Origin of the sequence: Thermosynechococcus sp. B1 (assembly GCF_030322985.1) — a bacterium.
Taxonomy (GTDB): Bacteria; Cyanobacteriota; Cyanobacteriia; order Thermosynechococcales; family Thermosynechococcaceae; genus Thermosynechococcus.
The window spans coordinates 60,093-84,403 of sequence record NZ_CP096573.1 but is presented as its reverse complement, the minus strand read 5'-3'; the positions used below and the strand labels follow the sequence as shown (position 1 = coordinate 84,403).

Sequence of the window (24,311 nt, the reverse complement as noted above, 5' to 3'; positions counted from 1 at the left end):
CACCCCCCCAAGGGCAAAGTGGTAGAATGAACGACATGCTAGGGGTGTCTGCGGTCAGAGCAGGCTGAGAGCAAACCCTTAGAACCTGAACCAGATCATGCTGGCGCAGGGAAGCTGTCTAGAGAGGATTCTATCAATGGTGCGTAGCGAATGGATTGCTGCCCGTAAGGGGCACGACAATGTCACCCAAATGCATTATGCCCGCCAAGGGATTATCACCGAAGAAATGCACTATGTGGCACGGCGGGAAAACCTACCTGCGGAATTGATTCGCGATGAGGTCGCCCGTGGGCGGATGATTATTCCCGCCAATATCAATCACCCCAACCTCGAGCCGATGGCGATCGGGATTGCTGCCAAGTGCAAAGTCAATGCCAACATTGGTGCCTCTCCTAACTCCTCAAACCTCGAGGAAGAATTGGCCAAACTGCGTCTCGCAGTGAAGTATGGTGCCGATACGGTGATGGATCTCTCCACCGGGGGGGGTGACCTTGATGCCATTCGCACTGCCATTATTAATGCCTCACCCGTGCCCATTGGAACGGTGCCCGTCTATCAAGCCCTTGAAAGCGTCCACGGTAGCGTTGAGCGGCTTACCCCCGATGACTTTCTCCATGTCATTGAAAAGCACGCCCAGCAGGGGGTGGACTACATGACGATCCATGCGGGGATTCTCATTGAATATCTGCCCTTGGTGAAAAACCGCATCACGGGAATTGTGTCGCGCGGCGGCGGCATTCTCGCCAAGTGGATGCTGTATCACCACAAGCAAAATCCCCTCTACACCCACTTCCGCGACATTATTGAGATCTTCAAAAAATACGATGTTTCCTTCTCCTTAGGGGACTCGTTGCGGCCGGGGTGTCTCCATGATGCCTCTGATGAAGCTCAATTGGCGGAATTGAAAACCCTCGGTCAACTCACCCGCAAGGCTTGGGAACACGATGTCCAAGTGATGGTGGAAGGCCCCGGCCACGTGCCCATGGATCAAATTGAATTCAATGTGCGCAAGCAGATGGAAGAATGCTCTGAAGCTCCTTTCTATGTCCTTGGGCCCTTGGTCACGGATATTGCCCCCGGCTATGACCACATTACCAGTGCCATTGGCGCGGCGATGGCGGGTTGGTATGGCACGGCCATGCTTTGCTATGTGACCCCCAAAGAGCACCTTGGCTTACCCAATGCTGAAGATGTGCGCAATGGCTTGATTGCCTACAAAATTGCGGCTCACGCAGCGGATATTGCCCGTCATCGTCCGGGGGCGCGCGATCGCGATGATGAACTGTCGCGGGCACGGTATAACTTTGACTGGAACCGCCAATTTGAACTGGCTCTCGATCCGGATCGGGCACGGGAATACCACGACGAAACCCTACCGGCAGATATCTATAAAACGGCTGAGTTTTGCTCCATGTGCGGGCCGAAGTTCTGCCCCATGCAAACGAAGGTAGATGCCGACGCCCTTGCCGAACTGGAGAAATTCCTCGCCAAGGACAAAGATCAAGTGAGTGCCTCTGCCTAGGGCATGGCCATTGATTTCAAGGGGGGGTTGATTGCGATCGCCCTCCTTTTTGATGTCACCAATGGCTTCCATGATGCCGCCAATGCCATTGCAACGGTGGTGGCCACCCGTGCCCTTTCCCTGCGCTCGGCGCTCATCTTTGCTGCTGTCGCTAATTTTGGTGGTGCCTTCTTGAGTACGCGGGTGGCGCTAACAATTGAAGCCGGCATTCTCAACAGCAGTGCCTTGGGTGCCCATTGGTTTGGCGTCATTAGTGCCGCACTCCTCGGCGCGATGGGCTGGAATTTGCTCACTTGGTATTGGGGTTTACCCAGTAGTTCTTCCCATGCCCTCATTGGTGGCTTGGTGGGGGCAGCCCTCTTTCAAGTGTCACCCCAAATCATCTATTGGCAGGGGATTGTTGAGGCGGTGGTGATTCCCATGGTCGTGTCCCCCTTGGTGGCGATCGCCATTGGCCTGAGTTTCATGACGCTTGTCGAGAAATGGCGGCAATCCCAAGACATTCCCCCAGAGCACTGGCAACGGTTGCAGATTCTCTCCGGAACATTGATGGCCGTTGCCCACGGTGCCAACGATGCCCAGAAAACAATGGGGGTGATCACCCTTGCCCTTGTGAGTTGGGGACAACTGTCACCGGATGCGGGTGTGCCCTTCTGGGTGATGGCTGCCTGTGCCCTGGCGATCGCGATCGGTACCTATGGCGGCGGCGAACGCATTATCCGCACCACGGGGGAGAAAATTACACCCCTTGACCCTGTGAGTGGCTGCTTAGCGAATCTCAGTGCCGCCTTGACCGTGGGAGCCGCAAGTCTGGTGGGCTTTCCCGTCAGTACGACACAAGTCGTGGTGGGTGCGATTACGGGTGCTGGCTATCGCCATCAAGGGGAAGTGAACTGGCAAGTGTGGGCGCAAATTTTCATGGCATGGGTACTCACGTTTCCCGGTGCAGCCCTGCTGGCGATCGCGATCTCTTTTGGTCTATCCCAACTTTGAGTCAACCTCAGGAAACCTGTGTGGGCTGCATCTGTTGGGCATATTCACGAAAGCGTTCGAGATCTGCTTGCAATGTACTTTCAACTACGCGGCCAAGGAAAAGGCGATCCATCATTTGTCCCAAAATTCCCGGAATGGCATAGGAGACCGACAGCTTGACAATGGTGCTGTCTTGGCGATCGTAAAAGCGAATTGCACCCCGATTAGGCAGCCCATCCACGGACTCCCACTGAATCATTTGGTGCTTCACTTGGCGGCAAATGCGCGATCGCCAGCTAAAGTGCCAGTTGCCCGTGGCCAATGTCCAGCGCGATAGGGTAGGGTCTTCTTCAGTGATGACCACAGATTCAATCCACTTCATCCACAGGGGCATTTTCTCCAGATCCGACCACAGTGCCCAGACGCGATCGACATCGGCTGCCACTTCAATCTGAACCGTATGCTCTAACCAACTCATCCATGACCTCCTGCCAAAATCGCTTGGGCGGCTTGTCGTCCGGACATTGTCGCGCCCTCCATACTGTCAATGTAGTCCTGTTGCGTATAGCTGCCCGCCAAGTAAAAGTTAGGAACGGGTGTTTTTTGGGGCGGACGATAGGGATCCATGCCGGGGGCTTCGCGATAGAGGGACTGCGCTAATTTGACGACACTGTACCATGTCATGTTCAGATGGCGCGACGAGGGGAAAAGTTCATGGACTTGGCGCAGCACATGTTGGGCAATTTCTTCATTGCTGGCTTTGATGAAGGGATCACCGGGAGTAAGCACCACTTGCAGTAAGGAGCCTTGACCTTCGCGATAGTAGTCCGCTGGACTAGTGAGGGCCAGATCCGCAAAGCAGGAAAAGTCAGCATCGGCAGTGTAGAGCAGGTTATCAATACCCGTTGCCGCCACCTGTTTTTGCTTACTGGGGTCTTGCAGTTCCGTAACCCAGCCATCAAATCGCAGTTGTACCGTGGCCACAGGCACGGCCTCGAGCTTAAAGATGTTGTCAAAGGTCGGGTGCGATCGCCATGCTTCTGGAATCAGGCGTTGAATCCCCGGCACATCACAGGCACATAGATAGGCATCCGCTGTAACTGTTTCTAGTTCTTCGCCTAGGGGAATCACCAACCCTTCCACCTGCCAAGTGCTAGGATCCTCGCCGCGAAAGAGAATTTCCTTCACCCGTCGCCGCAGATGAATCTTAGCCCCCCGTGCTTCAATGTAGTTCACCAAGGGTTTGAGCAGGTATTCTGCCGGTGATCCCTTGAGCATATTGAGCCGTGAGGCAGTTGTTTTGGCGGCAAACATCATAAAGATCGTCAGCATACAGCGAGCGGACATGTGCTCGGTATCAATAAAGCCCAAGGCGTAGGAAATGGGATTCCAAAGGCGCTTGAGGCTATTTTCTGAACCGCCCTGCCGCCGAAACCACTCCGCAAAACTGACCTGATCTAAGGCGCGGATTTGGCGCATTGCCCCCTCGTAGTCCACCAGACCCCGCACCACAGGACTCGTGCCAAGGGCAATGGCATTAAAGAATTTATCGGCAGCAGAGAGTTGACTGGTGGTGAAGAAGGCCTTGAGACCGTTGAAGGGGGCACCCAAGGGAAAGCGAAAATCCAGTTCTCCCACCTGACCACCGCGATTAATAAAGGTGTGGGTATGTTCCTTGGGCAGTAGGTTGGCGATCGCCCCCACCTTGGTCATCAGTTCAAAGAGATTGGCGTAGTTGTAAAAGAAAACATGCAGCCCCATCTCAATGTGGTTTCCATCGGCATCTTGCCAACTGCTGACTTTGCCCCCCACAAAGGGACGGGATTCATAGATTTCAACACTGTGACCGGCATCCACCAAATCCACTGCGGCGGCTAAGCCGGCTAACCCTGCACCAACAATGACAACCCGCATCAGTGATCCCAGAAAACTTTACAGATTTTAACATTTTTCGCCCCTCGGACGGTTTCTCGCGCGTTAAGAAACTTGGCAGAGACCCTTGCCCCCCAGAACCCTCGTCTATGATCAAGGTAAGTTGAAGTTTTTGAATCGCTCACGCTCACGGTGTGCTTATGGCTACGCGTCGTGTCCTCGCCTTTCCTCTGTGGCAGTATTTGAACCAACGGCTATTTAGTCCGGGCTTTACCCTCAATCCCAAACGGTTCTGGCGGCAGTATTACGATGCTTACCTCGAACGCTGCTGGCAAAAGGACTGTGCCTCCAAGGAAGAACCCTCCTGTTAATCGTTCCACAGGTTCGCTAAAATGAGATAGCTCACTTTCCCGATCAAGATTAGGGACTTTTGGCTGTCGTCATTTTAGTTACTTTCACCTGCTGGAAAAAAGAACACTATGGTTGCTTCGCCCCCCTCTGCTGATGCTGCCCTGAAACGCTCAAAAATTGAGGCTCTCAAGGAACGGAGCCAACATCTGCGAGAACCCCTAGCCACAGAACTGCTAAAACCAACCAATCATTTTAGCGAAGCGGGGGTGCAGATCCTCAAGTTCCACGGCTCCTATCAGCAGGACAACCGCGATAACCGCGTCAAAGGGCAGGAAAAAGACTACCAGTTCATGCTGCGCACCCGCAGTCCAGGAGGGTATATTCCGCCGCAGCTCTATTTAACCTTGGATCGCTTGGCGGATGAGTATGGCAACCACACCCTGCGGGCAACAACGCGGCAAGGATTCCAGTTGCACGGCATTCTCAAGAAGAATCTGAAAGCAGCGATCGCCGCCATTGTCCGCAGCATGGGATCCACATTGGGCGCCTGCGGTGATTTGAACCGCAATGTCATGGCGCCACCCGCCCCCTTTCGCGATCGCCCGGAATATGCCCTTGCCTATGAGTATGCCCACCGCATTGCCGATCTGCTGACCCCACAAACCGGTGCCTACTACGAGATTTGGCTCGATGGTGAAAAGGTGATCTCCGCCGAAGAGCACCCCGATGTAAAGGCGGCACGGCAGCGCAATGGCAATGGCACGATCTTCGCCAATAACGAAGAGCCAATCTATGGCGATCACTATATGCCCCGCAAATTTAAGTGCTGTGTCACGGTGCCGGGGGATAACTCCGTAGATCTCTTCTCCCAAGATTTGACACTGGTGGTGATTACAGATGCCCAAGGCCATCTTGAGGGCTTCAATATCTATGCTGGTGGTGGTTTGGGGCGCACCCACAACAAAGAAGAAACCTTTGCCCGCATGGCTGATGAAATTGGCTTTGTCCGCGCGGCAGATGTCTATGAGGCGGTGAAGGCGATCGTGGCCACCCAGCGGGACTATGGCGATCGCTATAATCGGCGCCACGCCCGTTTGAAATACCTGATCCACGATTGGGGAGTCGAAAAATTCAAGGCCAAGGTGGAAGAATACTTTGGCAAGCCCCTCGAACCCTTTCGCCCGCTGCCGCCGTGGCGCTATCAGGACTTTTTGGGCTGGCACCCCCAAGGAGATGGCAAATTCTTCTATGGCCTCTCCATTGCCAATGGCCGCATCCTTGATCAGGGGAACTTCAAACTCAAGTCGGCCCTCAAGAAAATCGTCAAGGACTTTCAGCTCCCCCTGCGGGTCACGCCTCACCAAAATCTGCTCCTGTGTGATGTCTCTCCCGATCAACAGGATGCAATTCAGCACATCCTTGAGCAGCACGGGGTGCGTGATGTCAATGCCATTGATCCCCTCGAACGCTATAGCATGGCCTGCCCGGCGTTGCCTACCTGTGGCTTAGCCATTACTGAATCGGAACGGGCAATTCCGGGGGTACTGGAGCGGATTCGTCGCCTCATGGATCGGCTGGGACTCCAAGAGGAGCACTTTGTGATTCGGATGACGGGGTGCCCCAATGGCTGTGCCCGCCCCTACTTAGCGGAATTGGGCTTTGTTGGCATTGTCCCCGGCGCCTATCAGACTTGGTTGGGGGGGAGTCCCGATCAAACCCGCTTAGCGGAGGTCTATATTGAGCGGTTACCGATTGCCGAACTGGAAACAGCCCTAGAGCCATTGCTAGTTTTTTATCGCGATCGCCGACAGCAGGGAGAATCCTTTGGTGATTTTTGCCATCGGGTTGGTTTTGCGGCCTTGCGAGAATTTGCCGCGAATTACGTTCCCACAGCCACAACGAAGCGCTATCGTGTGGATGTGCGGGCTGATCAATACCAGCAACTCAAGGAATTAGCAGCAGCCAAGGGCATGTCTCTGGCGGCAGTGACCCGGGAAGCGATTCAGCGTTACCTTGAGCAATCTGGTCAGTAAGCTAAAACAATCAAGGATGGGAAGAGCGCTATCGGCTATAATGAGAAATCGCCAAATAGGGCGGCATAGCCAAGTGGTAAGGCAGAGGTCTGCAAAACCTTTATCCCCCGGTTCGAATCCGGGTGCCGCCTTTATACTTTCGTGGGTTATCTAGGTTGCTGCCCTAGCCAATCCAAGAGCCGATGGATGCCCCAGCAGTAGTCGGGATCGCCCCAGAGGCGTTGACACTTGCGATCGCTGGTAAAACCGACATGGCCGCCCTGTTCTGTCATCAGCAGGGTGAGGGCAGGATTGCTCTCGGCAATCGCTAGGAGTTCTGGCACCAGACAGGGATCAAATAGGGGATCATCGGCGGCATAGAGAATCCATACGGGTATTGTCAGTTGCGGCAACAGTGGCAAGGGACTACTGGCAGCGTAATACTCGGCCACACTGCCAAAGCCAAGGCGGTCAATGACGAGGGCGGCATCAAAACCGGCAATGGTGTCAATCTGGGCAACGGTGTTGAGATCAAACATCTGAAGATGAAGGCGATGGAGGTAGTAAGCCAAGTGTCGGAGTTGACGGCTGATGGCGCGTTCAAATTGCCGTCCCCAAAAGGTTGTGCCAAGGTGGGCGAGGGAACGGTTGGAGTCAAGGTTGGGGCAAATCACAGCCGCCCCCCCAATGTCTTTTGTCCATTGCTGTTGGGCATACCACGCCCCCCAAAGGGCTAACTGACCCCCCAAGGAATAGCCAACAAACCAGTAGGGAGGGGTATAGCCCAGTTCTTGACACTGTTGGGCGATCGCCACAAAGTCTTGGCCTTCGTAAAGCCCATCACTGGTCAACGCCGGAGAAAGTTCAGCACTGCGGCCATGGGCACGCCAGTCGAAAAGCACCACATCAAAGCGGCGGGCGATCGCCCAATGGGCAAGGGTATGCAAGTACCATTGATTCTTGAGATCACCCGTAATGCCGTAGGTGGCAATGATGGTTCCGCGTGCTTGGCCAACCCGATACCCCTCACCGTACAGGGGCACGCCCTCCGCCCCATGGAAAACATGGCTGGTTTGCGGTTGCCAAGGGTAGAGGCACCCCCAGCGTTGGACATAGGCAGTAAAGACCGTGTGGATCACGCCAGAGTGCAGCGGCAGTGGTGGCCAATAGGATAGGGATTGCATAGAATTTAGTCATCCATCGTAAACAAAATAGGCAAGGTTGGGCGTTTTTGGTGATCATTGTGAGGCATGGGTGATGACACGGAGCGATGATCCGCAGAGGACAGACCCCTATACCATGGAAACCTGTCTGACAGATGTCCAAGCCAATCGCTTGCTGGATGAAGTCTTTGCCGCTGTGGAGGCCGACCTCAATGAGCCAGAATCCCTAGCAGCGGTCTTAGAACCGGAACCTTCCCTCCTTGTCCCTTTTGAAGCAACGACACCTCCTCCCCCTCCACCGCCGGCGGAACCTTCTCGCTGGCTGCACCGATCTCAACCGCAGCAGGCCTTTTCTTGGGGCGATCGCTTTTTGATGGGGGTTGGCATTGCCTCCTTTGTACTGGGGGTTGGCCTCTGGATCAGCCTGAATCGCCAACCGGTCGCAGTTGCCCCTGAGGGTGCGGTGACCACAACCACCAGCCCTGCCGATATGGCCTTCGCTGAGTATCTGCAAACCTCCCTTCAACTCCTCAGTCAACAGGCCGCCACCCCAACCCCTTCGCCGCCGGCGATCGCCAGCAATTCGGTTCCCACCCCCTCAACCCCCACCCCGACGGTTGAACGCATTTACGTTCCCGTCTACCAAGCCCCCAGCGCGCCAACGGTGACCCTGCCCAATTTACCTACAGTCACAGCCCCTAGCCCTGCCCCCACACCCACCCCGCCATCCCCTGCACCCGCACCGCCGCAGCATACCTTGGTGGGCATCTTAGAACTGGGCGATCGCTCAGTGGCTCTTTTTCAAAGCAATGGCCAAACACTGCGCTTGAGTGTGGGCGATACAATTGGCAACGACGGCTGGCAACTGGTACAGATTCAAAATCAGCGGGCGGTGCTACGGCGTCAAGGGGAAGTGCGCTCCCTCACCGTTGGCCAAAGTTTTTAAAAAAAGGGGCACTCATGAGCTTTTTCCGCGACTTGAATGCATTCCTAGAGCAAAAACTCGAGGACTTTATTCGTGCCAATCCGCAGCTTGAACTCAATCTACTGCTCCTTGAGCTAGAGGATCAAGAACGGGAAACCCAAGAGCGATTACTGCGGTTGCAACAGGAAGTCAATACCTGCGAACAGCAAATTTTAGGCCTTGTTTCGGAGATTCGCCGCTGGCGCGATCGCATCCAAACGGCGATGGCAGCTCAACGCCCCGACCTTGTGGAATTGGCACAGCAACGGGAGGCCGAATTACGCCGACGCGGCGAGCAACTGTGGACTCAGCGCCTCAATGCCCTCAATCAAATTCCCGTTACCCAGCAGCTGCTGCAAAAGATTCGCGATCGCCGGCGAGAAATCATGAACCGTGTGCCTACCGCCAGTGCGCCCCCACCACCGCCCCCACCGCCACCACGCATGACCAGTGACCTGAATGACCCAATTGAAGCTGAGTTTCGCCGCTTGGAACTGCAAACTGCCCTTGAGGAACTGAAGCGCTCAATGGAGCTATAGCGCAACAGACGTGGGACAATCGAGAACGCGGTTTTATCCAAATGTCCCATGGCGGTGATTCAGATTACATCCGACGACACTTGGCAAATTCAGGCCGATGGCCATCCCCTGCAGGGCACCCTCCAGGTACCGGGAGATAAATCCATTTCCCACCGTGCCCTGATGTTGGGGGCAATGGCAGAGGGCACTACCCATATTGAAGGCCTGCTCGTGGGTGAAGATACCTGTAGTACCGCCGCCTGTTTTCGTGCCCTTGGTGCCGAGATTTCAGATCTCAATGCCACAGCAGTCACGGTTCAAGGCTTGGGAATTGGCCATCTCCAAGAACCCGTGGATGTCCTGAATGCCGGCAATTCTGGTACAACGATGCGGTTGTTGTTGGGGGTATTGGCAGCGCAAACAGGTCGCTTTTTTACGATGACTGGGGATGCCTCATTGCGATCGCGCCCCATGGCACGGGTCGTCACACCCTTGATGCAGATGGGTGCCCAGATTTGGGGGCGTCAACACCACAGCCGTGCCCCCTTGGCCGTTTTGGGGCAGCCCTTAGAGCCAATCACCTACTCCAGTCCCATTGCCTCCGCTCAGGTGAAATCAGCGCTATTGCTCGCCGCCCTCCACACCGAAGGCACCACCATTATTCGCGAACCCCACCGCTCACGAGATCACAGTGAACGTATGCTTCAGGCCTTTGGTGCCTGTTTGAGCGTGGATGAGGCCACCTGTACGGTGAGTCTTGAAGGACCTGCGGTCTTAAAGGGTCAGAAGGTGATTGTGCCCGGCGACATCAGTTCAGCCGCCTTTTGGTTGGTGGCAGCCTCCATTACCCCTGATTCAGAATTAGTGCTGACCAATGTGGGAGTTAACCCCACCCGCACCGGCATTCTCGATGTGCTTTGGGCAATGGGAGCCGAGATTACCCTTGAAAATGAGCGGCTCGTCACAGGCGAACCAGTGGCAGATCTGCGGGTGCGATCGGCGAGGCTGCAGGGAACCCGTATTGGCGGTGAATTGATTCCTCGCTTGATTGATGAGATTCCGATTTTGGCTGTGGCTGCTGCCTTTGCTGAAGGGATCACCGAAATTCGCGATGCAGCAGAACTACGGGTGAAGGAGAGCGATCGCCTCAAGGCCGTGGCCACAGAATTGCAAAAAATGGGCGCTAAGGTCACTGAACTCAGTGATGGCCTCGATATTCAGGGGGGCGTACCCCTGCAAGGCACCCATGTGGAAACCTACGGCGATCATCGCATGGCCATGAGTCTGGCGATCGCTGCCCTCAATGCCACAGGAACCAGCCACATTCACAACGCCAGTGCGGCAGCCGTCTCCTATCCTGAATTTGTAACAATTCTGCAACAAATTGCTTGACAACACAAAAATCCCAGTAATTTTTGGGACAACTTCCCTCAACACCAAACGCTGTATGCTAGCATCAAATAAATTGTTTTGGTGTCACAATGCAGCTTCGCGTTGCGTTGAATTCTCTGTAGCCTTGTAATATTCAGGTGTTTACTTTCCTTGATAATTGTAAGACTACATGAGACCCAAAATGATACAGAACCAAAAAAATACGATAATATAGTTTCACTCCTGCTCTAGGGGCGCCCTTGCGCTCTATCTGGGACAGGGAAATTCCTCTCTAACTGACTTCTTTGTTTTTTCGTTCAAAAAAGGCTGTGTTTGTTCATCATGGCAACAATTCAAGATTTCATCCACGTTCAGGATCAATGGTCATTAGATGAGTTGGTGGAAATCGCCAACGAACTCTTACCCCAGCACCTCCCCCAGGAGGATTCCAAAAACCGTGTTTTGGAAGAGGTCAACCCGCGTCTGGTGCGCCATTACACCTCCTGCAAATTGATTGACCGTCCCGCTCGCATTGGCCGCGAAGGGCGCTACGGCTATCGCCACCTGGTGCAATTGCTGGTGGTGCGGCGGCTGTTGATGGAGGGCTATACCGCAGGTGCCATTTACAAGCTGGTGTATCGCATGAGCACCCCAGAACTGCGGGCACTCCTTGAGCAAGGGGTTCATCTGCAATTGAATCCACCCCCGATCAACCCAGCTTTGGCCTTTTTGCAACAGGTACAAGACCGCTCCGAGCATCGCTATGGGGAACCCATGCGCGTCAGTCCCAGTGTCAGCCGCCGCGAGGTACCGCCCCCGAGCCATTCACCGCAACCAGAATCTTGGAAGCGCATTGAGGTGGTGCCGGGCTTTGAGGTTCATATTCGCGATGACTTTAACTTTCCCCAGATCAATCGCGATCAGGAAGCCCTTGTGAAGCAACTGGTGCAATTGCTCTCTAGCTATACCCAGCGCTAACTGAGACTGACTATCCGGTGTCGCGGTCAGCCCGCTGGCGATCGCTATAATAGCGCCATGGAAGGATGCCTCAACGATACGGATATTTACACGCTGTGCCAAACCCTTGCCCTTGGCCAGCGCACCGGGGAACTCTACCTCGAAGATGATGCCGGTCAGACGTGGCTTCTCTTTTTGACTCATGGCCACTTAGTGTATATTGCCGATCGCCACAGCCACAGTTTAGAGCGGTTGCAGGATCTGCTCTATGGGCAGGGCATTCCTTGGCCGAGTCCCGATAGCTTCATCGAAAGCAAAGCTGGTGCCAGTTGGGTGGAATACGAATGCCTGTGGTGGCTCCTCGATCACTGCAAGCTCAATCAAATCCATAGCGTGTGGCGGGCGCTGCTGCGGGAGAGTCTCTTTGACGTTGTTAGCCTCAATCGCGCTTGGTTCAAGTTTTATAGTGCGAGTCCCCTCACCCCCCAATGGCACAATCTCTCCCTGACAATGCTGCTCAATGACAGCCTGAGTCATCTGCGGGAATGGAAAAAACTGCATCCAGAGTTGCGTTCCCTTGATCAATCCCTCGAACTGACGGATATTAAACCCACAGGCAACGATCCAGCGGATCAGTGGTTTCGCCAACTGGAACCCTTCGTGCGCGAGCGGATCACCTTGCGCCGTCTGAGTCGGCAACTGGGACGAGATGGCGTGACGGTGGGCAAACTCCTGCTGCCCTATCTCCATCAAGGGTACTTACAAGTCAGTTCTTGGGGAACCAATGGCCACACCCGTACCTTTCCCCCCCTCTCTTGGCGGCGATCGCCCCGGGTCGTGTGTGTGGATGATGCCGCCACCGTCCGTCAAGTGGTTGAATCCACCCTACAAGCCGCAGGGTATGAAGCCACGGCGATCGCCCACCCCTTAACGGCCTTGAGTCTCATTTTCCAACTCAACCCCGACCTGATTTTCCTCGATATTGCCATGCCCGAATTGGATGGCTACGAATTTTGCACCCTTCTGCGACACACCCCTCGCTTCCGTTATACGCCGATTATTATGCTGACTAGCCTCGTGGGTTGGAGCGATCGCCTGCGCGCCAAAGTGGCCGGTGCCACTGATTACCTCAGCAAGCCCTTTTCAACTCAAGAATTGTTAACAATTACGCACCATTACATTGGTGCAGCCCCACCTGTGACCTCCTTAACAGACGAGTCCTTTGGCGACGTGCTAGAACCAAAATCAGGCCTTGAGACGCCCCGTTAGCAGGTTAGCTATCATCAACCTGTCAACCTCTTAGGCTTTTAGAATATAAAGTAAACCCTTAATTCTACGTGTAACCCCCTATGAGTAAAGTCTTAGTTGTCGAAGATAGTCCACCCCAGCGGGAAATGATCAGCGAATTGCTGGCGAAAACAGGCTTTGAAGTAACCGTTGCCACCGATGGTGTCGAGGCAATGGAGCAATTGCAGCAGAGCACGCCCGATGTGGTTGTCCTCGACATTGTCATGCCCCGCATGAATGGGTATGAAGTCTGTCGCCAAATTAAGTCCGACCCCCGCACCCAATCCATTCCCGTGGTGATCTGTAGCTCCAAAGGTGAGGAGTTTGATCGCTATTGGGGCATGAAACAGGGGGCTGATGCGTACATTACGAAGCCCTTTGACCCCAAAGAACTGGTTGGCACCATTAAGCAACTCTTGCGAGGCTAAAAAAATGTTTAGTAGCTCAGACTTACTCGCAACCAATGCCCCCATCGAAAGTGGCAATATCGATGACCTCAGAACCCCAGAGGGGGATTTACATATCCTCTTTACCATCCCTAGCGGTGATACCCTAGCCCTACCGGCTATTGGGGTACGCGAAGTTGTGGCCGTGACTCCCGATCGCATTACGCCAGTGCCCAATACCTCCAATCTGCTACTGGGGATTTTGAACTTGCGGGGGCAGGTGATTTGGGTCGCGGATACCGGTAAGTTTCTTGGCGATGACACCCCCTTGAATACCGATCGCTCTGAGCTATCGATTATTGCCATTGAAGATGATGAGTTAATGGTAGGGCTAGCAGTTCATCAAGTCCGAGGCATGGAGTGGCTCAACAATGACACCATTAAGCCCGCGACCCATGTCAGCGATCAGATGGCTCCCTTTGTCCGTGGCGAATGGGTTTTTGATGCCGAGCAACAGGACATTGTTAAGCTTTTGGATCCCCTCGCCATTTTACGCAGTGCTCGTTGGGGACTCTAAACTAGAAAAAGTAGAATCTCAATGGACACTCGTGCTCAAGTGTCACCATGGAACTCATCAACACCAGTCACTTTAGGAAAATTAACACCCCCGTGCTATCTTTCCCAAGGATTGGCGCATACTTTGTAATTAAAGCTTCCTTGATGTAGTCCTTAAGAATTCTTTGCCCCTTGTCATCATCCATTCTGGGAGTAAGCCCATGGCATCCAGCAGCACCCAACACACCCAAGAATATCAAAAAGCGGTTGCCGCTTATGTGCAAGGCAACTATGAAGAGGCGGCCAAAATCACTGACCAATTGGTGGGCACCCGACCGGGCGATCCCAACCTACGGCTGCTGCGGGGGCACATTTACTGCTGTCAACAACGCTACAGCGAGGCTCAAGAGCAGTACCATGCGGTTCTCAATGCCACAACGGATCCAGAATTGATCAACTTGGCCAACGAGAGCCTTGCCAAGATTAAAGATTTGATTCCCGCTGCTGAACCTGCCAAGAACGGGGGCGAAGAATACCATACCACCCTGCAAGGAGATCACACCCAACTTCAGGGGGACAATACCTTTTTGCAAACCACGCCACCCATTGTGGAACCCCAAGCCGCAAACCCTTCAGAGGAATTGAGTCTTGATCACTTTGATGACTTTGGTAGCGATTTAGGGACAAGTAACCCCTTTGACGATCTTGAGGTGGGCGGCATTGAGGAAGAATTTGGCGCCAGTTTAGAACAGGGTGCCTTTAATCCCTTCGACGAAGAGGCGGCGGTTCAGGATCCCTTTGCCTTTTCGGCCAATTCTTTGGAGGAGCCAGTCGCGGACATTCCAGAAATTCCCATTGGCGAATCCGTGCAGCTCCTAGGTACAGAGTCCATCAGTGATGATGATGTCACAATGCTCATGGGAAGTTCTCCTTTGACCCCGTCCGAACCCGCCAGCCCTGTTTTTGATGGTGAGACATCAGAAAGTACTGCGGCTCCGTTGCAAGAAATGATGTCCCCCTCCCTCGAAACATTTGATGATCCCTTTGCTGCTGAAGTAGCCGTATCTGAAGAGACTCTCTTTGGCGGGCTTACAGAATCGGGAGAAGCCAACGCTTCTGAAGAGAGCCTTTTTCCCGGTCTTGAGGAATCCCCAGCGGCAAATATGTCGGCAGAAAGTCTCTTTGGCGATATTGAGGAAGCCCCAGCAGCCAGCATTTCTGAAGAGAGCCTCTTGCCAAATCTGACGGAATCCGTTGAGACCAATGTTCCTGAAGTCTCTACCTCTGCCGCTGGTATCAGTGATTTGTTGACCAATGAGGCGGCAGATGCCATTGAATTGTTGCCGCAGCCCGAATTCGGTTCTTCTGATGCAGCCGAGGAGGAAGACGATCTCTTTGGTGACTTCTCAGCTTCCCCTGAGGCTTTTGAAGCCCCAGATATTGTGGCAGAACCCCTGTCTCCTGAGGCCTTTGACCCCGCTACTTTTGAGGATGAGCAGACGATCGCCATGTCTGAGTTTCCCGCAGGTGAAACCGTTAGGGAGCCAGAGGCACCAGCGATCGCGCAAGGGGAAGCGAGCTCTGGTGGTGCTGAACCCTTTGAATCCATTGCCGACTTTGACCTAGAGGATCTCTCCTTTGGCAATGCAGATCTCTCCGGTGCGGGATTTGATGATGAAATGACCATTGCCAATCCTCAAGTACATGGCATGGGGGCTGTTGGCTCAGATGCCACCGTGATGGCCGATGCCGGCACCGAGACCTTTGCAGTTTTACCGGATGAATTTGATCTCAGCCAGCAAAGTCTTGAGGACTTGGCCGATTTTAGCCTCAGCCTGAGCCAAAGCACCGCTAGCCGCGCTGAAACCCCACCCCCTCCAGCAAGTCAGGATCTGTCAGCCTTTACCGAGCAAGTACCCGTTGCAGCACCAGCGGCTACTGCGCCAACACCTTCCCGTAGTCCTCGTCCTGTGGCTAGAACAGTCCCAGCAACCTCAACGGCCACGAGTTCCTTTGGCCAGCAAAACATTACCTCAGCCGTAACCAGCGGTGTCCTTTCCGCCTTGGCTGCGGGTGCCGTTAGTTTAGGCTTTAGTGCCCCCGGCCCTGCGCCTTTAGTGAGTGGTACTGCTGCTGGTCTCACCGCCGGGGTGGCCGTCTATGCCATGGGGCAGCGCAGTGTCAGCCGCATCAAGCGCTTCTGTACAGATTTGCAGGCACAGTGTAATGCCGTGATTGCCGGTGATATGACGGCGCGGGTGCCGGTCACCAGTAACGATGAACTGGGACTCTTGGCACAAAGCTTTAACCAAATGACGGATACCATCCAGCAAATTACTGCTGATGCCCAGAAAAAAGCAGAGGAAAACGAACGGCAGCGGGATGATTTACAGCGCCAAGTGATCCGACTCCTCGATGATGTGGAGGGTGCCGCCCGCGGTGACCTGACCGTACAAGCGGAAGTGACAGCGGACGTGCTCGGCGCAGTGGCCGACTCCTTTAACCTGACAATTCACAACCTGCGGACGATTGTGCAACAGGTGAAAATTGCCGCCCAGCAGGTGAGTCGCGGTGCCGCAGAAAACGAAACCTTTGCCCGTAGTCTCTCAGCAGATGCTCTGCGGCAAGCGGAGGAGCTAGCGGTCACCCTGAACTCGGTGCAGATGATGACCAATGCGATTCAGCGGGTGGCCGAAAGTGCCCAAGAAGCTAATGAGGTGGCACGCAATGCTTCAGAAACAGCCCTCCGTGGTGGTGAGGCGGTGGAACGCACAGTGGCGGGTATTTTGCAGATTCGGGAAACGGTGGCCGAGACTACCCGCAAGGTGAAGCGCCTAGCGGAATCTTCCCAAGAGATTGCCAAGATTGTCGGTGTGATCTCGTCGATCGCCAACCGCACGAACCTGTTGGCCTTGAACGCCAGTATTGAGGCCGCACGAGCTGGGGAAGCAGGTCGGGGTTTTGCGGTGGTCGCCGATGAGGTGCGGCAACTAGCAGACCGCGCAGCCAAAGCCTCGAAAGAAATTGAGCAGATTGTGTTGCAAATTCAAAGTGAAACCGGCGCGGTGATGACCGCCATGGAAGAAGGGACACAGCAGGTGATTGAGGGGACGAAGCGGGCTGAACAGGCCAAGCACTCCCTTGAGGACATCATCCAAGTGTCGTCGCAAATTGATACCCTTGTGCGCTCGATTACCAACGCTACGGTCGAGCAAACAGAATCGGCGCGAGCCATGGCTCAGGTGATGCAATCTATTGAGTTGACAGCGCAGGCCACCTCTCAGGAGGCACAGCGGGTGTCTGACTCGTTGCAAGGTCTAGTGAGTGTGGCGCGCAACTTGCAGGCATCGGTGGAACGGTTCCGCGTTGAAAATACTGAAGATCAAGCCTAAGCAATCCGGGAGGGGGCTATGCAAAGCGATCAACAAAAGCGCATTCTTGGCTACTTCATTGAGGAGGCGCAGGAACACCTGACCACCATTGAAGACAGTTTGATGAATCTCCAGCAGGTGGTCAATGACCCCGAGGCGATGAGTGAAATGTTTCGGGCAGCCCACTCCGTCAAAGGGGGAGCGGCTATGCTCGGACTCCATAGCATTCAACACACCGCCCACAAGCTGGAGGACTACTTCAAAATTCTGCGGGAACACCCCGTAACGGTAGATGAAACCCTAGAGCAACTCTTTTTGCAAGCCTTTGATGCGCTGCGGGAACTCCTCGATGAATTGCAAGGCCCCTTTGGTTTGACGGAGGAGACAGCAACGGCAACGCTGAATCGGGTGGAGCCAGTCTTCAATCAACTGCAAGCCCACTTGAGCCACCTGACCCAAGGAGCAGAGGTGGCGCCCCCTGTAGCTGCGCCTTCTCCCCCTGTGGCCGAACCCGTTAAGCCGCCGGTACAACCCGTTGTTGATTCCAGCTACCGCTTAGTCTTTCAAACGGAGGTGCCCGATCGCCTGCGGGCAATGTTACAACTCTTTAAGCAGCCCGATTCGCCCCAAGTGCGGCAAGAATTGGCGGCGGCCTGTTCTAATTTGGGTCAATTGGGGGAAACCTTTGCGCTGCCCCAGTGGGTTGAATTGCTGGCGATCGCCCAACAGGCGGTGAGTAACACAGCTCAGCCCCTCACGGCCTTGGCACCCGTGGTGATTAAAGAGATTATGGCGGCTCGCGACTTGGTGCTCAATGGTCAAGGCAGTGCGATTCGTCCCAGTGACAGTTTAGTGGCGCTTCAGCCCCCTGTGATTGAGGAAGCGCCGGCTGTTGTTCCAGAAGCGCCAGAGCCTGCGGTCTTAGAATCAGCTCCCGTCACCCTTGAGGAACCACTGCAACCCCTTGAAATGGCCTCTGAGGTTGCTCCGCTAGAGGTGAGGGTGCCCGAAGAAGAGATTTCCGAGCCAATGGAGCCAATGAGCAGCGGTGGCGATGGTGTCACTGTTTTTGGCGAGGAGAGTGGGACTGATTTCCAAGAATTGAGTGACATCTTTAGTGATGCCACAGCGCTGCCGACGGACTGGCTGGAGGACACCCTTGAGGAGGATTTGGCCAGTTTAGGGCTGGGGGATGAAGCGGCCTTTGATGAGGAGATTTCCGACTTTTTGAACATGACCGCTGCTGAGGAGTTGCCTGAGGCAGAACCCAGCCTTGATGCCATCCTCGATGAAATTGAAGAACTCTCGGGTGAGCTGGTCTCTGCGGAGGTGGAGGAAGCATCCCTCGATGACCTCACGCCGCCAGCGATCGCCGAAAGTATGGCTGAGGCCCTTGAGGCGCCCTTGACACTTGACCGTCCTCTTGAGGAGAGTGCAGCCGCAGAACCCGTCGAACTTGGTCTGGATGCATTCCTTGAACAATTCACCGAGGAAGCCCCCTCAGAGATGGCCGCTCTTGATGAGGCAGTTGCTTCCCTAGAAGACTTTTTGGGTGAGGTGGAAACCACTGAGGCTCCCGATCTGCTTCCCCTAGAAGAGGACTTTGAGATCCCTGCTCTCAGTGATGTTGCTGAGGATGTGGCTGAGTTCCTCGAAGAGGTGCCGGGTCTCAACGATGCCCTAGAAAACTTGGTCGTAGATAATGCGGCGGAAGAAGCCCTCGCGGAATTTATTGCCCCGCCAAGCCCTGATGATCCTTGGGCAGAAACGCCATCCGAGGCGACGGCGATCGCTGAGCCAAGTATGCCTGAAGTCACAGCGGCAAATATTGCTGAACCCGAAGCACTAGTGGAGGAGATTGTACCCGCTCCTGAAACTGCTAGCCTTGCCGAGCTAGAATCCCTCATGGAAGCCTCCCTAACCTCTCCTGAGGCTGCGACCGTTGCTGAATCTGAAGCCCTGGCCGAGGAATCTCTCGCCTCTCCTGAAGCTGCGGGCATGACGGAACCTGAAAGGTTGGTGGAGGACTCTATCCTCTCCCCTGAAGCAGCCAGCATGGCAGAACTGGAAGCACTGGTGAATGATGCCACTGTGCCTGCTAGCCCCGAAAGCGTCCTAGAGGAATTGGAGGGGTTGATTGAGCAAAGTGCAACGAGTACAACTCCAGCCGAGGCTGCCACATTCAATGAATTGGATCAGCTTTTAGAGACGGCGGCACCACCTACAGCGGCCTTTGAGGATCTCGAGCAACTCTTGGGGCAACCCACCCCAGCCCCTGCCACCGCTGATGATAGTTTTGCCGATTTAGAGAAATTAATTCCCCAACCCGCAGGGAGTAGTGCGAAGGCGGCCACCCCTCGCCGAGCCGGGGCAGGGCCAAAAGGTGGCTCCTTGGTGGAGCAAACCATGCGGGTACCTGTACGCCACCTCGATACCTTGAGTAACCTCGTTGGGGAGTTGGTGGTCAACCGCAATAGCCTCGAAGACACCCAAGAACGCCTGCGGCAGTTTCTTGATAACTTGCTCTACCAAGTCCAACAACTGGGGGATGTCAGCCAACAAATGCAAGACCTCTACGAGCGATCGCTCCTTGAGAGTTCACTGTTGGGCGTCACGACAGCACGGGCAGCCAATGGCCAAGGGGAACGGGGAACCCACGCCACAGGGGTCGAGTTTGATGCCTTGGAAATGGATCGCTTTACCGGCTTCCACACCCTCTCGCAGGAGGTGATTGAGCGAATTGTGCGGGTGCGGGAGGCCGCCGATGACATCCAATATGTCGTTGATGAAGTGGAGCAGGTGGCACGGCAGTTTCGTCAAGTCACTACCCAAGTTCAAGAGGGGTTGAGCCGCTCCCGAATGGTGCCCTTCCGTGAAATGTCTGTCCGCTTGCCGGGTGCCGTGCGCCGCGTTGCCAGTACCATTGGCAAACAGGTGGAACTGAAGATTGAAGGGGAAGATACCCTCATTGACAAGGGCATCCTCGAAAAGCTCTTTGACCCGATGACCCACCTGATTAATAACGCCGTCTATCACGGTATTGAACCCCCCGAAGAGCGGCGGCGATTGGGCAAACCTGAAAAAGGCTTGATTCGCGTGCGGGCGTTCTATCAGGGAAGTCAAGCGATTATCTCCGTCAGTGACGATGGGGCGGGGATTGACCCAGAACGGGTAAAACGCAAGGCGATCGAGAAGGGTCTCCTGAAGGAGGCGGATGCCCCCAACCTATCGCGCCAAGAGGTCTATGCCTTCCTCTTCCAGTCGGGATTTAGCACCAAAGATCAAGCCGATGCCCTTGCCGGTCGCGGTGTGGGGATGGATGTGGTGCGCAAAAATCTGGAGGACATTCGCGGCACGATTAACATTGACTCTACGGTGGGCAAAGGCACCACCTTTACGATCCGCTTGCCGCTGACGCTGAGTATTACCAAAGCCCTCTGCTGCATTGATAACCACTGCCGCATTGCCTTCCCCATTGACGGTGTGGAGGATATGCTGGATATTCCCCAAGAGCGCATCCAAAATCTAGAAGATGGTCAGCGTGTCCTCTCGTGGCACGATCGCCTGCTGCCGGTGCGTAAACTTGGGGACTTGCTCAAGTACAGCCGCAATATTAGCCGCAGCAATGTCTATGGCGGGAGCAGTCAAGACGATGGCATGGTCTCAATTGTTGTGCTGCGCAGCGGCGATGATCTCGTGGCCATGGAGGTGGATCAGGTCATCGGCGAACAGGAAATCGTGATTAAGCAGTTGTCTGGACCGGTGCCGAAGCCGGTGGGGGTAGCGGGAGTCACAGTTCAAGGGGATGGTCGCGCGATGGCGATCGCCGACGTGCTGGAAATTATTGACCTGTCCCTAGGACGCATGGATCGCGACTGGCGTGGCTTTGGTCACACCATGGATGTTGCGGAACCCGAGGAAGCCTCCGAACCCTTGGTGCTGATTATCGACGACTCGATTACGGTGCGGGAGTTGCTCTCAATGACCTTTACGCGGGCAGGCTACCGCGTCGAGCAGGCACGGGATGGTCAAGATGCGTGGGAAAAACTGCGCTCGGGCTTGCCCTGTGACTTGGTCTTCTGTGACATTGAGATGCCACGCATGGATGGCTTGGAGTTGCTCTCCCGCATTCAAAAGGATCCCAAACTCAACCATCTGCCGATCGCCATGCTGACCTCACGGGGCGCCGATCGCCACCGCAAGATGGCCGCACAACTGGGGGCACGGGGCTACTTTACGAAGCCCTATCTCGAGGAGCAATTACTGGATGCGGCGGCACGGCTCCTCAGGGGTGAAGTTCTGGTGCAGCAGGAGCCGACACCTACCCCATGAGTGAGCGATCGCCGGCCCTAGCAGACTTCCTTGCCCAACTCCCCTTTGAACTGGATGCCTTTCAAGAAGCGGCGATCGCTGCCCTTGATGCCGGTCGCTCTGTGGTGGTCTGTGCTCCTACGGGGTCAGGTAAAACCCTCATTGGTGAGTATGCAATTCATCGCGCCCTGACGCGGCAGCAGCGGGTTTTTTACACCACCCCCCTCAAGGCACTCTCAAACCAGAAGTGGCGTGACTTTCAGCAGCAGTTTGGCGCGGAGCAGGTCGGCCTCTTGACCGGGGATGTCTCGATTAACCGCGATGCCCCGATTCTGGTGATGACGACGGAAATTTTCCGCAATATGCTCTACGGCACCCCCATTGGCGAAGTGGGTACCTCCCTTGCGGGGGTTGAAGTGGTGGTGCTCGATGAATGCCACTACATGAACGATCGCCAGCGGGGCACCGTTTGGGAAGAATCGATCATCTACTGCCCCAAGGAAATTCAACTGGTGGCCCTCTCCGCCACGATCGCCAACGGCGAGCAACTCACCGACTGGATTCAATCCGTCCATGGGGATGCTGAACTGATCTACTCCGACTGGCGACCGATACCGCTGCACTTTTACTTTTGCAATGGCAAGGGACTCTTCCCCCTCTTGGACGGCCAACGCAAACGCCTCAACCCGAAGCTCCACGGCCAGCCCGAACTGCGGCGACGCGGCGGCAAGCGGGACTTTTTGAACATCCGCTACGTGGTCAGCCAACTGCAACAGCGGGAGATGCTGCCGGCCATTTACTTTATCTTTAGCCGGCGCGGCTGTGACCAAGCGGTTCAAGAGGTCCTGGGCATGAATCTCCTCACCAAGGCAGAACAGCAAGCACTAGCGGCGCGGGTCGAGGCCTTTTTGGCACAACATCAGGACATTGTTGCCCCGGAAATGATTGCCCCCCTCTACCAAGGGATTGCCGCTCACCATGCCGGGGTGCTACCCGTGGTGAAAACCCTTGTGGAAACCCTCTTTCAAGAAGGCCTAATCAAACTCGTCTTTGCTACGGAAACGCTGGCCGCAGGGATCAATATGCCTGCGCGCACCACCGTCATTTCCACCCTCTCGAAGCGCACCGACAGCGGTCATCGGCTCTTGACAGCCTCTGAATTTTTGCAAATGGCAGGACGAGCCGGCCGCCGCGGCATGGATACCGTGGGTCATGTGGTCACCTTGCAAACCCCCTTTGAGGGCGCCCATGAAGCGGCATTTTTGGCCACCGCCGCCCCCGATCCCCTCATTAGCCAATTTACCCCCAGCTATGGCATGGTCTTGAACCTGCTCCAACGCCACACCCTCGAAGAAGCGCGGGAATTGGTGGAGTGCAGTTTTGGGCAGTATTTGGCCACATTGCAACTGACCCCGCAGCGGCAGGCGATCGCCCAACTGGAAACGGAATTGCAAACCGTGCAACAACGCCTCACAGGCATTGATCGGCAGCAACTAGCACAGTATCAGAAGCTGCGGGAACGGCTGCGGCAGGATCAACGCCTCCTGAAAATCCTCGAACAGCAGGCGGAGCAGGAACGTGCCCAAGAACTCCTCCCCTTTATGATGGCAGTGCCGCCGGGGACATGGCTCCATATCAAATCCCCCCTGCGGGATCATCCCCCCTTAGCCGCCATCCTCTGTCAGCCCGTTGCTGGTTCCGGGCAGTTGCCCCACTGGCTGTGTCTTGCGGCCGATGGTCGCTTTCGGGTCGTTGACATTGATGATATTTTGGCTGTCTATCCCGATCGCCCCCCCTGTAGCAATCTCCCCCCGCCCCCAGAGGCAATGAAACTGCGTCTAGGGGAAAGTTATCCCTGCAATGAGGCGAATCACTACCTCGGTACCCTCCCGGATCTGCCACCTGTCTTAGCCGCGCCAGAAGTGGCTGCCCAAGCTGCTAAAATCGCTGACCTTGAGGCCAAACTCACGCAACTCCAAGCCAGTCTGCCGCAAAATGTCCATTCGCTGCTGCGCTTAGTTCGTCGCGAAGAACGGCTACAAACGGAACTGCGCGATCGCCAGCACAAGCTCCAGCAACAGTCCCAACGCCACTGGGAGCAATTTCTTGCCCTCATTGCTGCCCTGCAGGACTTTGGTGGCCTCAACGACCTAACCCCCACCCCCCTTGGGGAAATGGCCGCTGCCCTGCGGGGCGAAAATGAACTGTGGTTGGCCCTAGCCTTAGCCTCTGGCGAATTCGATGACTTGCCCCCCCATCTCTTGGCGGCAGCGATCGCAGCTCTAGTGACTGAAACCCCCCGTTCCGACTGTTGGTGCAACTACCCCATTGCCAGTGAGGTGGAAGAACGCTTGGCCGCCCTCAGCCCCATTCGCCGTCGGCTGTTTCAGGTGCAGCGTCGCCATCACATCATCTTTCCCCTCTGGTACGAGTGGGATCTCATTGGCTTGGTAGAGCAGTGGGCCTTGGGCACGCCGTGGAATGAATTGTGCACTGAAACCAATCTCGATGCCGGCGATATTGTGCGATTGCTGCGGCGCACCCTCGATTTTCTTTCCCAGATTCCCCATGCGCCCCACACCAGTCCCCAACTACGCCAAAGCGCCCAGCAGGCACGCTACCTCCTCGATCGCTTCCCCGTGAATGACTTGCTAGAAGAAGTCGAGCTAGAGGCAGCAACCGTATAGTTTGAATCGTCA

The 24,311-nt window shown here is 55.2% G+C and carries 17 protein-coding genes, 1 tRNA gene and 1 riboswitch; of the genes, 15 read left to right on the top strand and 3 right to left on the bottom strand.

Features of this window, described 5'->3' with window-relative positions:
• Window positions 1–30 precede the first annotated feature (30 nt).
• Window positions 31–129: riboswitch (TPP riboswitch) on the top strand.
• A gap of 10 nt (window positions 130–139) precedes the next feature.
• Entirely contained in the window at window positions 140–1,522 is a 1,383-nt protein-coding gene (thiC, locus tag M0644_RS00405) for a phosphomethylpyrimidine synthase (protein WP_190278284.1), read from the top strand.
• A 3-nt stretch (window positions 1,523–1,525) separates the two neighbouring features.
• Window positions 1,526–2,515 carry an inorganic phosphate transporter gene (locus M0644_RS00400; RefSeq protein WP_149817131.1) on the top strand — a complete coding sequence of 330 codons (990 nt, stop codon included), beginning with the start codon at window positions 1,526–1,528 and terminating at the stop codon, window positions 2,513–2,515.
• 7 nt (window positions 2,516–2,522) lie between these two features.
• On the opposite strand, the gene M0644_RS00395 is transcribed toward M0644_RS00400, so the two are convergent.
• A complete protein-coding gene (locus M0644_RS00395; protein ID WP_149817129.1) occupies window positions 2,523–2,972 on the bottom strand; it encodes an SRPBCC family protein in 450 nt (149 codons plus the stop codon).
• Window positions 2,969–4,408: a 9,9'-di-cis-zeta-carotene desaturase gene (zds, locus tag M0644_RS00390; protein ID WP_286626101.1), complete on the bottom strand. Its 1,440-nt coding sequence runs from the start codon at window positions 4,406–4,408 to the stop codon at window positions 2,969–2,971. The genes M0644_RS00395 and zds overlap by 4 nt, the downstream gene beginning before the upstream one ends.
• 158 nt (window positions 4,409–4,566) lie before the next feature.
• Here zds and M0644_RS00385 point away from each other — a divergent pair, with 158 nt between their 5' ends.
• From M0644_RS00385 to M0644_RS00375, 3 genes are all read left to right on the top strand, one after another.
• The gene (locus M0644_RS00385) at window positions 4,567–4,737 is read left to right on the top strand and encodes a hypothetical protein (RefSeq protein ID WP_190278128.1); all 171 of its coding nucleotides are present in this window, start codon (window positions 4,567–4,569) and stop codon (window positions 4,735–4,737) included.
• Between the two features lie 108 nt (window positions 4,738–4,845).
• Window positions 4,846–6,750, top strand: a complete 1,905-nt coding sequence (gene sir, locus M0644_RS00380) for a sulfite reductase, ferredoxin dependent (protein WP_286626099.1) — start codon at window positions 4,846–4,848, stop codon at window positions 6,748–6,750.
• A 59-nt stretch (window positions 6,751–6,809) separates the two neighbouring features.
• Window positions 6,810–6,881, top strand: a tRNA-Cys gene (locus tag M0644_RS00375).
• A gap of 15 nt (window positions 6,882–6,896) precedes the next feature.
• On the opposite strand, the gene M0644_RS00370 is transcribed toward M0644_RS00375, so the two are convergent.
• The gene (locus tag M0644_RS00370) at window positions 6,897–7,913 is read right to left on the bottom strand and encodes a YheT family hydrolase (RefSeq protein ID WP_286626097.1); all 1,017 of its coding nucleotides are present in this window, start codon (window positions 7,911–7,913) and stop codon (window positions 6,897–6,899) included.
• A 73-nt stretch (window positions 7,914–7,986) separates the two neighbouring features.
• Here M0644_RS00370 and M0644_RS00365 point away from each other — a divergent pair, with 73 nt between their 5' ends.
• The 10 genes from M0644_RS00365 (at window position 7,987) to M0644_RS00320 (ending at window position 24,299) form a co-directional block, all read left to right on the top strand.
• Window positions 7,987–8,838 (top strand): hypothetical protein, encoded by an 852-nt coding sequence (locus M0644_RS00365; RefSeq protein WP_149817119.1) that lies wholly within the window; start codon window positions 7,987–7,989, stop codon window positions 8,836–8,838.
• A 14-nt stretch (window positions 8,839–8,852) separates the two neighbouring features.
• Window positions 8,853–9,395, top strand: a complete 543-nt coding sequence (locus tag M0644_RS00360) for a TIGR04376 family protein (RefSeq protein ID WP_149817117.1) — start codon at window positions 8,853–8,855, stop codon at window positions 9,393–9,395.
• Window positions 9,396–9,443: 48 nt separating this feature from the next.
• A complete protein-coding gene (gene aroA, locus M0644_RS00355) occupies window positions 9,444–10,766 on the top strand; it encodes a 3-phosphoshikimate 1-carboxyvinyltransferase (RefSeq protein WP_149817115.1) in 1,323 nt (440 codons plus the stop codon).
• Between the two features lie 321 nt (window positions 10,767–11,087).
• Window positions 11,088–11,723 (top strand): MerR family transcriptional regulator, encoded by a 636-nt coding sequence (locus tag M0644_RS00350; RefSeq protein ID WP_149817113.1) that lies wholly within the window; start codon window positions 11,088–11,090, stop codon window positions 11,721–11,723.
• Window positions 11,724–11,780: 57 nt separating this feature from the next.
• Window positions 11,781–12,971, top strand: coding sequence for a response regulator (locus M0644_RS00345; protein ID WP_149817111.1), 1,191 nt, complete (start codon window positions 11,781–11,783; stop codon window positions 12,969–12,971).
• Window positions 12,972–13,051: 80 nt separating this feature from the next.
• Window positions 13,052–13,417 (top strand): response regulator transcription factor, encoded by a 366-nt coding sequence (locus M0644_RS00340; protein WP_149817109.1) that lies wholly within the window; start codon window positions 13,052–13,054, stop codon window positions 13,415–13,417.
• Window positions 13,418–13,421: 4 nt separating this feature from the next.
• Window positions 13,422–13,952, top strand: a complete 531-nt coding sequence (locus M0644_RS00335) for a chemotaxis protein CheW (RefSeq protein WP_149817107.1) — start codon at window positions 13,422–13,424, stop codon at window positions 13,950–13,952.
• A gap of 199 nt (window positions 13,953–14,151) precedes the next feature.
• The gene (locus tag M0644_RS00330; RefSeq protein ID WP_286626095.1) at window positions 14,152–17,322 is read left to right on the top strand and encodes a methyl-accepting chemotaxis protein; all 3,171 of its coding nucleotides are present in this window, start codon (window positions 14,152–14,154) and stop codon (window positions 17,320–17,322) included.
• Between the two features lie 18 nt (window positions 17,323–17,340).
• Window positions 17,341–21,633, top strand: a complete 4,293-nt coding sequence (locus tag M0644_RS00325; RefSeq protein ID WP_286626094.1) for a response regulator — start codon at window positions 17,341–17,343, stop codon at window positions 21,631–21,633.
• On the top strand, window positions 21,630–24,299 hold the full coding sequence (locus M0644_RS00320; RefSeq protein WP_149817101.1) for an RNA helicase: 2,670 nt from the start codon (window positions 21,630–21,632) through the stop codon (window positions 24,297–24,299). Before M0644_RS00325 ends, M0644_RS00320 begins: the two co-directional genes overlap by 4 nt.
• The last annotated feature ends 12 nt before the right edge of the window (window positions 24,300–24,311 follow it).

Bases quoted from the DNA above. Each gene is read 5' to 3' on its own strand.
- zds (WP_286626101.1), bottom strand. From the start codon at position 4,408: ATGCGGGTTGTCATTGTTGGTGCAGGGTTAGCCGGCTTAGCCGCCGCA.
- M0644_RS00350 (WP_149817113.1), top strand. From the start codon at position 11,088: ATGGCAACAATTCAAGATTTCATCCACGTTCAGGATCAATGGTCATTA.
- M0644_RS00330 (WP_286626095.1), top strand. From the start codon at position 14,152: ATGGCATCCAGCAGCACCCAACACACCCAAGAATATCAAAAAGCGGTT.
- M0644_RS00320 (WP_149817101.1), top strand. From the start codon at position 21,630: ATGAGTGAGCGATCGCCGGCCCTAGCAGACTTCCTTGCCCAACTCCCC.
- M0644_RS00360 (WP_149817117.1), top strand. From the start codon at position 8,853: ATGAGCTTTTTCCGCGACTTGAATGCATTCCTAGAGCAAAAACTCGAG.
- M0644_RS00340 (WP_149817109.1), top strand. From the start codon at position 13,052: ATGAGTAAAGTCTTAGTTGTCGAAGATAGTCCACCCCAGCGGGAAATG.
- M0644_RS00345 (WP_149817111.1), top strand. From the start codon at position 11,781: ATGGAAGGATGCCTCAACGATACGGATATTTACACGCTGTGCCAAACC.
- M0644_RS00325 (WP_286626094.1), top strand. From the start codon at position 17,341: ATGCAAAGCGATCAACAAAAGCGCATTCTTGGCTACTTCATTGAGGAG.
- M0644_RS00385 (WP_190278128.1), top strand. From the start codon at position 4,567: ATGGCTACGCGTCGTGTCCTCGCCTTTCCTCTGTGGCAGTATTTGAAC.
- M0644_RS00400 (WP_149817131.1), top strand. From the start codon at position 1,526: ATGGCCATTGATTTCAAGGGGGGGTTGATTGCGATCGCCCTCCTTTTT.
- aroA (WP_149817115.1), top strand. From the start codon at position 9,444: ATGGCGGTGATTCAGATTACATCCGACGACACTTGGCAAATTCAGGCC.
- M0644_RS00365 (WP_149817119.1), top strand. From the start codon at position 7,987: ATGACACGGAGCGATGATCCGCAGAGGACAGACCCCTATACCATGGAA.
- M0644_RS00335 (WP_149817107.1), top strand. From the start codon at position 13,422: ATGTTTAGTAGCTCAGACTTACTCGCAACCAATGCCCCCATCGAAAGT.
- sir (WP_286626099.1), top strand. From the start codon at position 4,846: ATGGTTGCTTCGCCCCCCTCTGCTGATGCTGCCCTGAAACGCTCAAAA.
- M0644_RS00395 (WP_149817129.1), bottom strand. From the start codon at position 2,972: ATGAGTTGGTTAGAGCATACGGTTCAGATTGAAGTGGCAGCCGATGTC.
- M0644_RS00370 (WP_286626097.1), bottom strand. From the start codon at position 7,913: ATGCAATCCCTATCCTATTGGCCACCACTGCCGCTGCACTCTGGCGTG.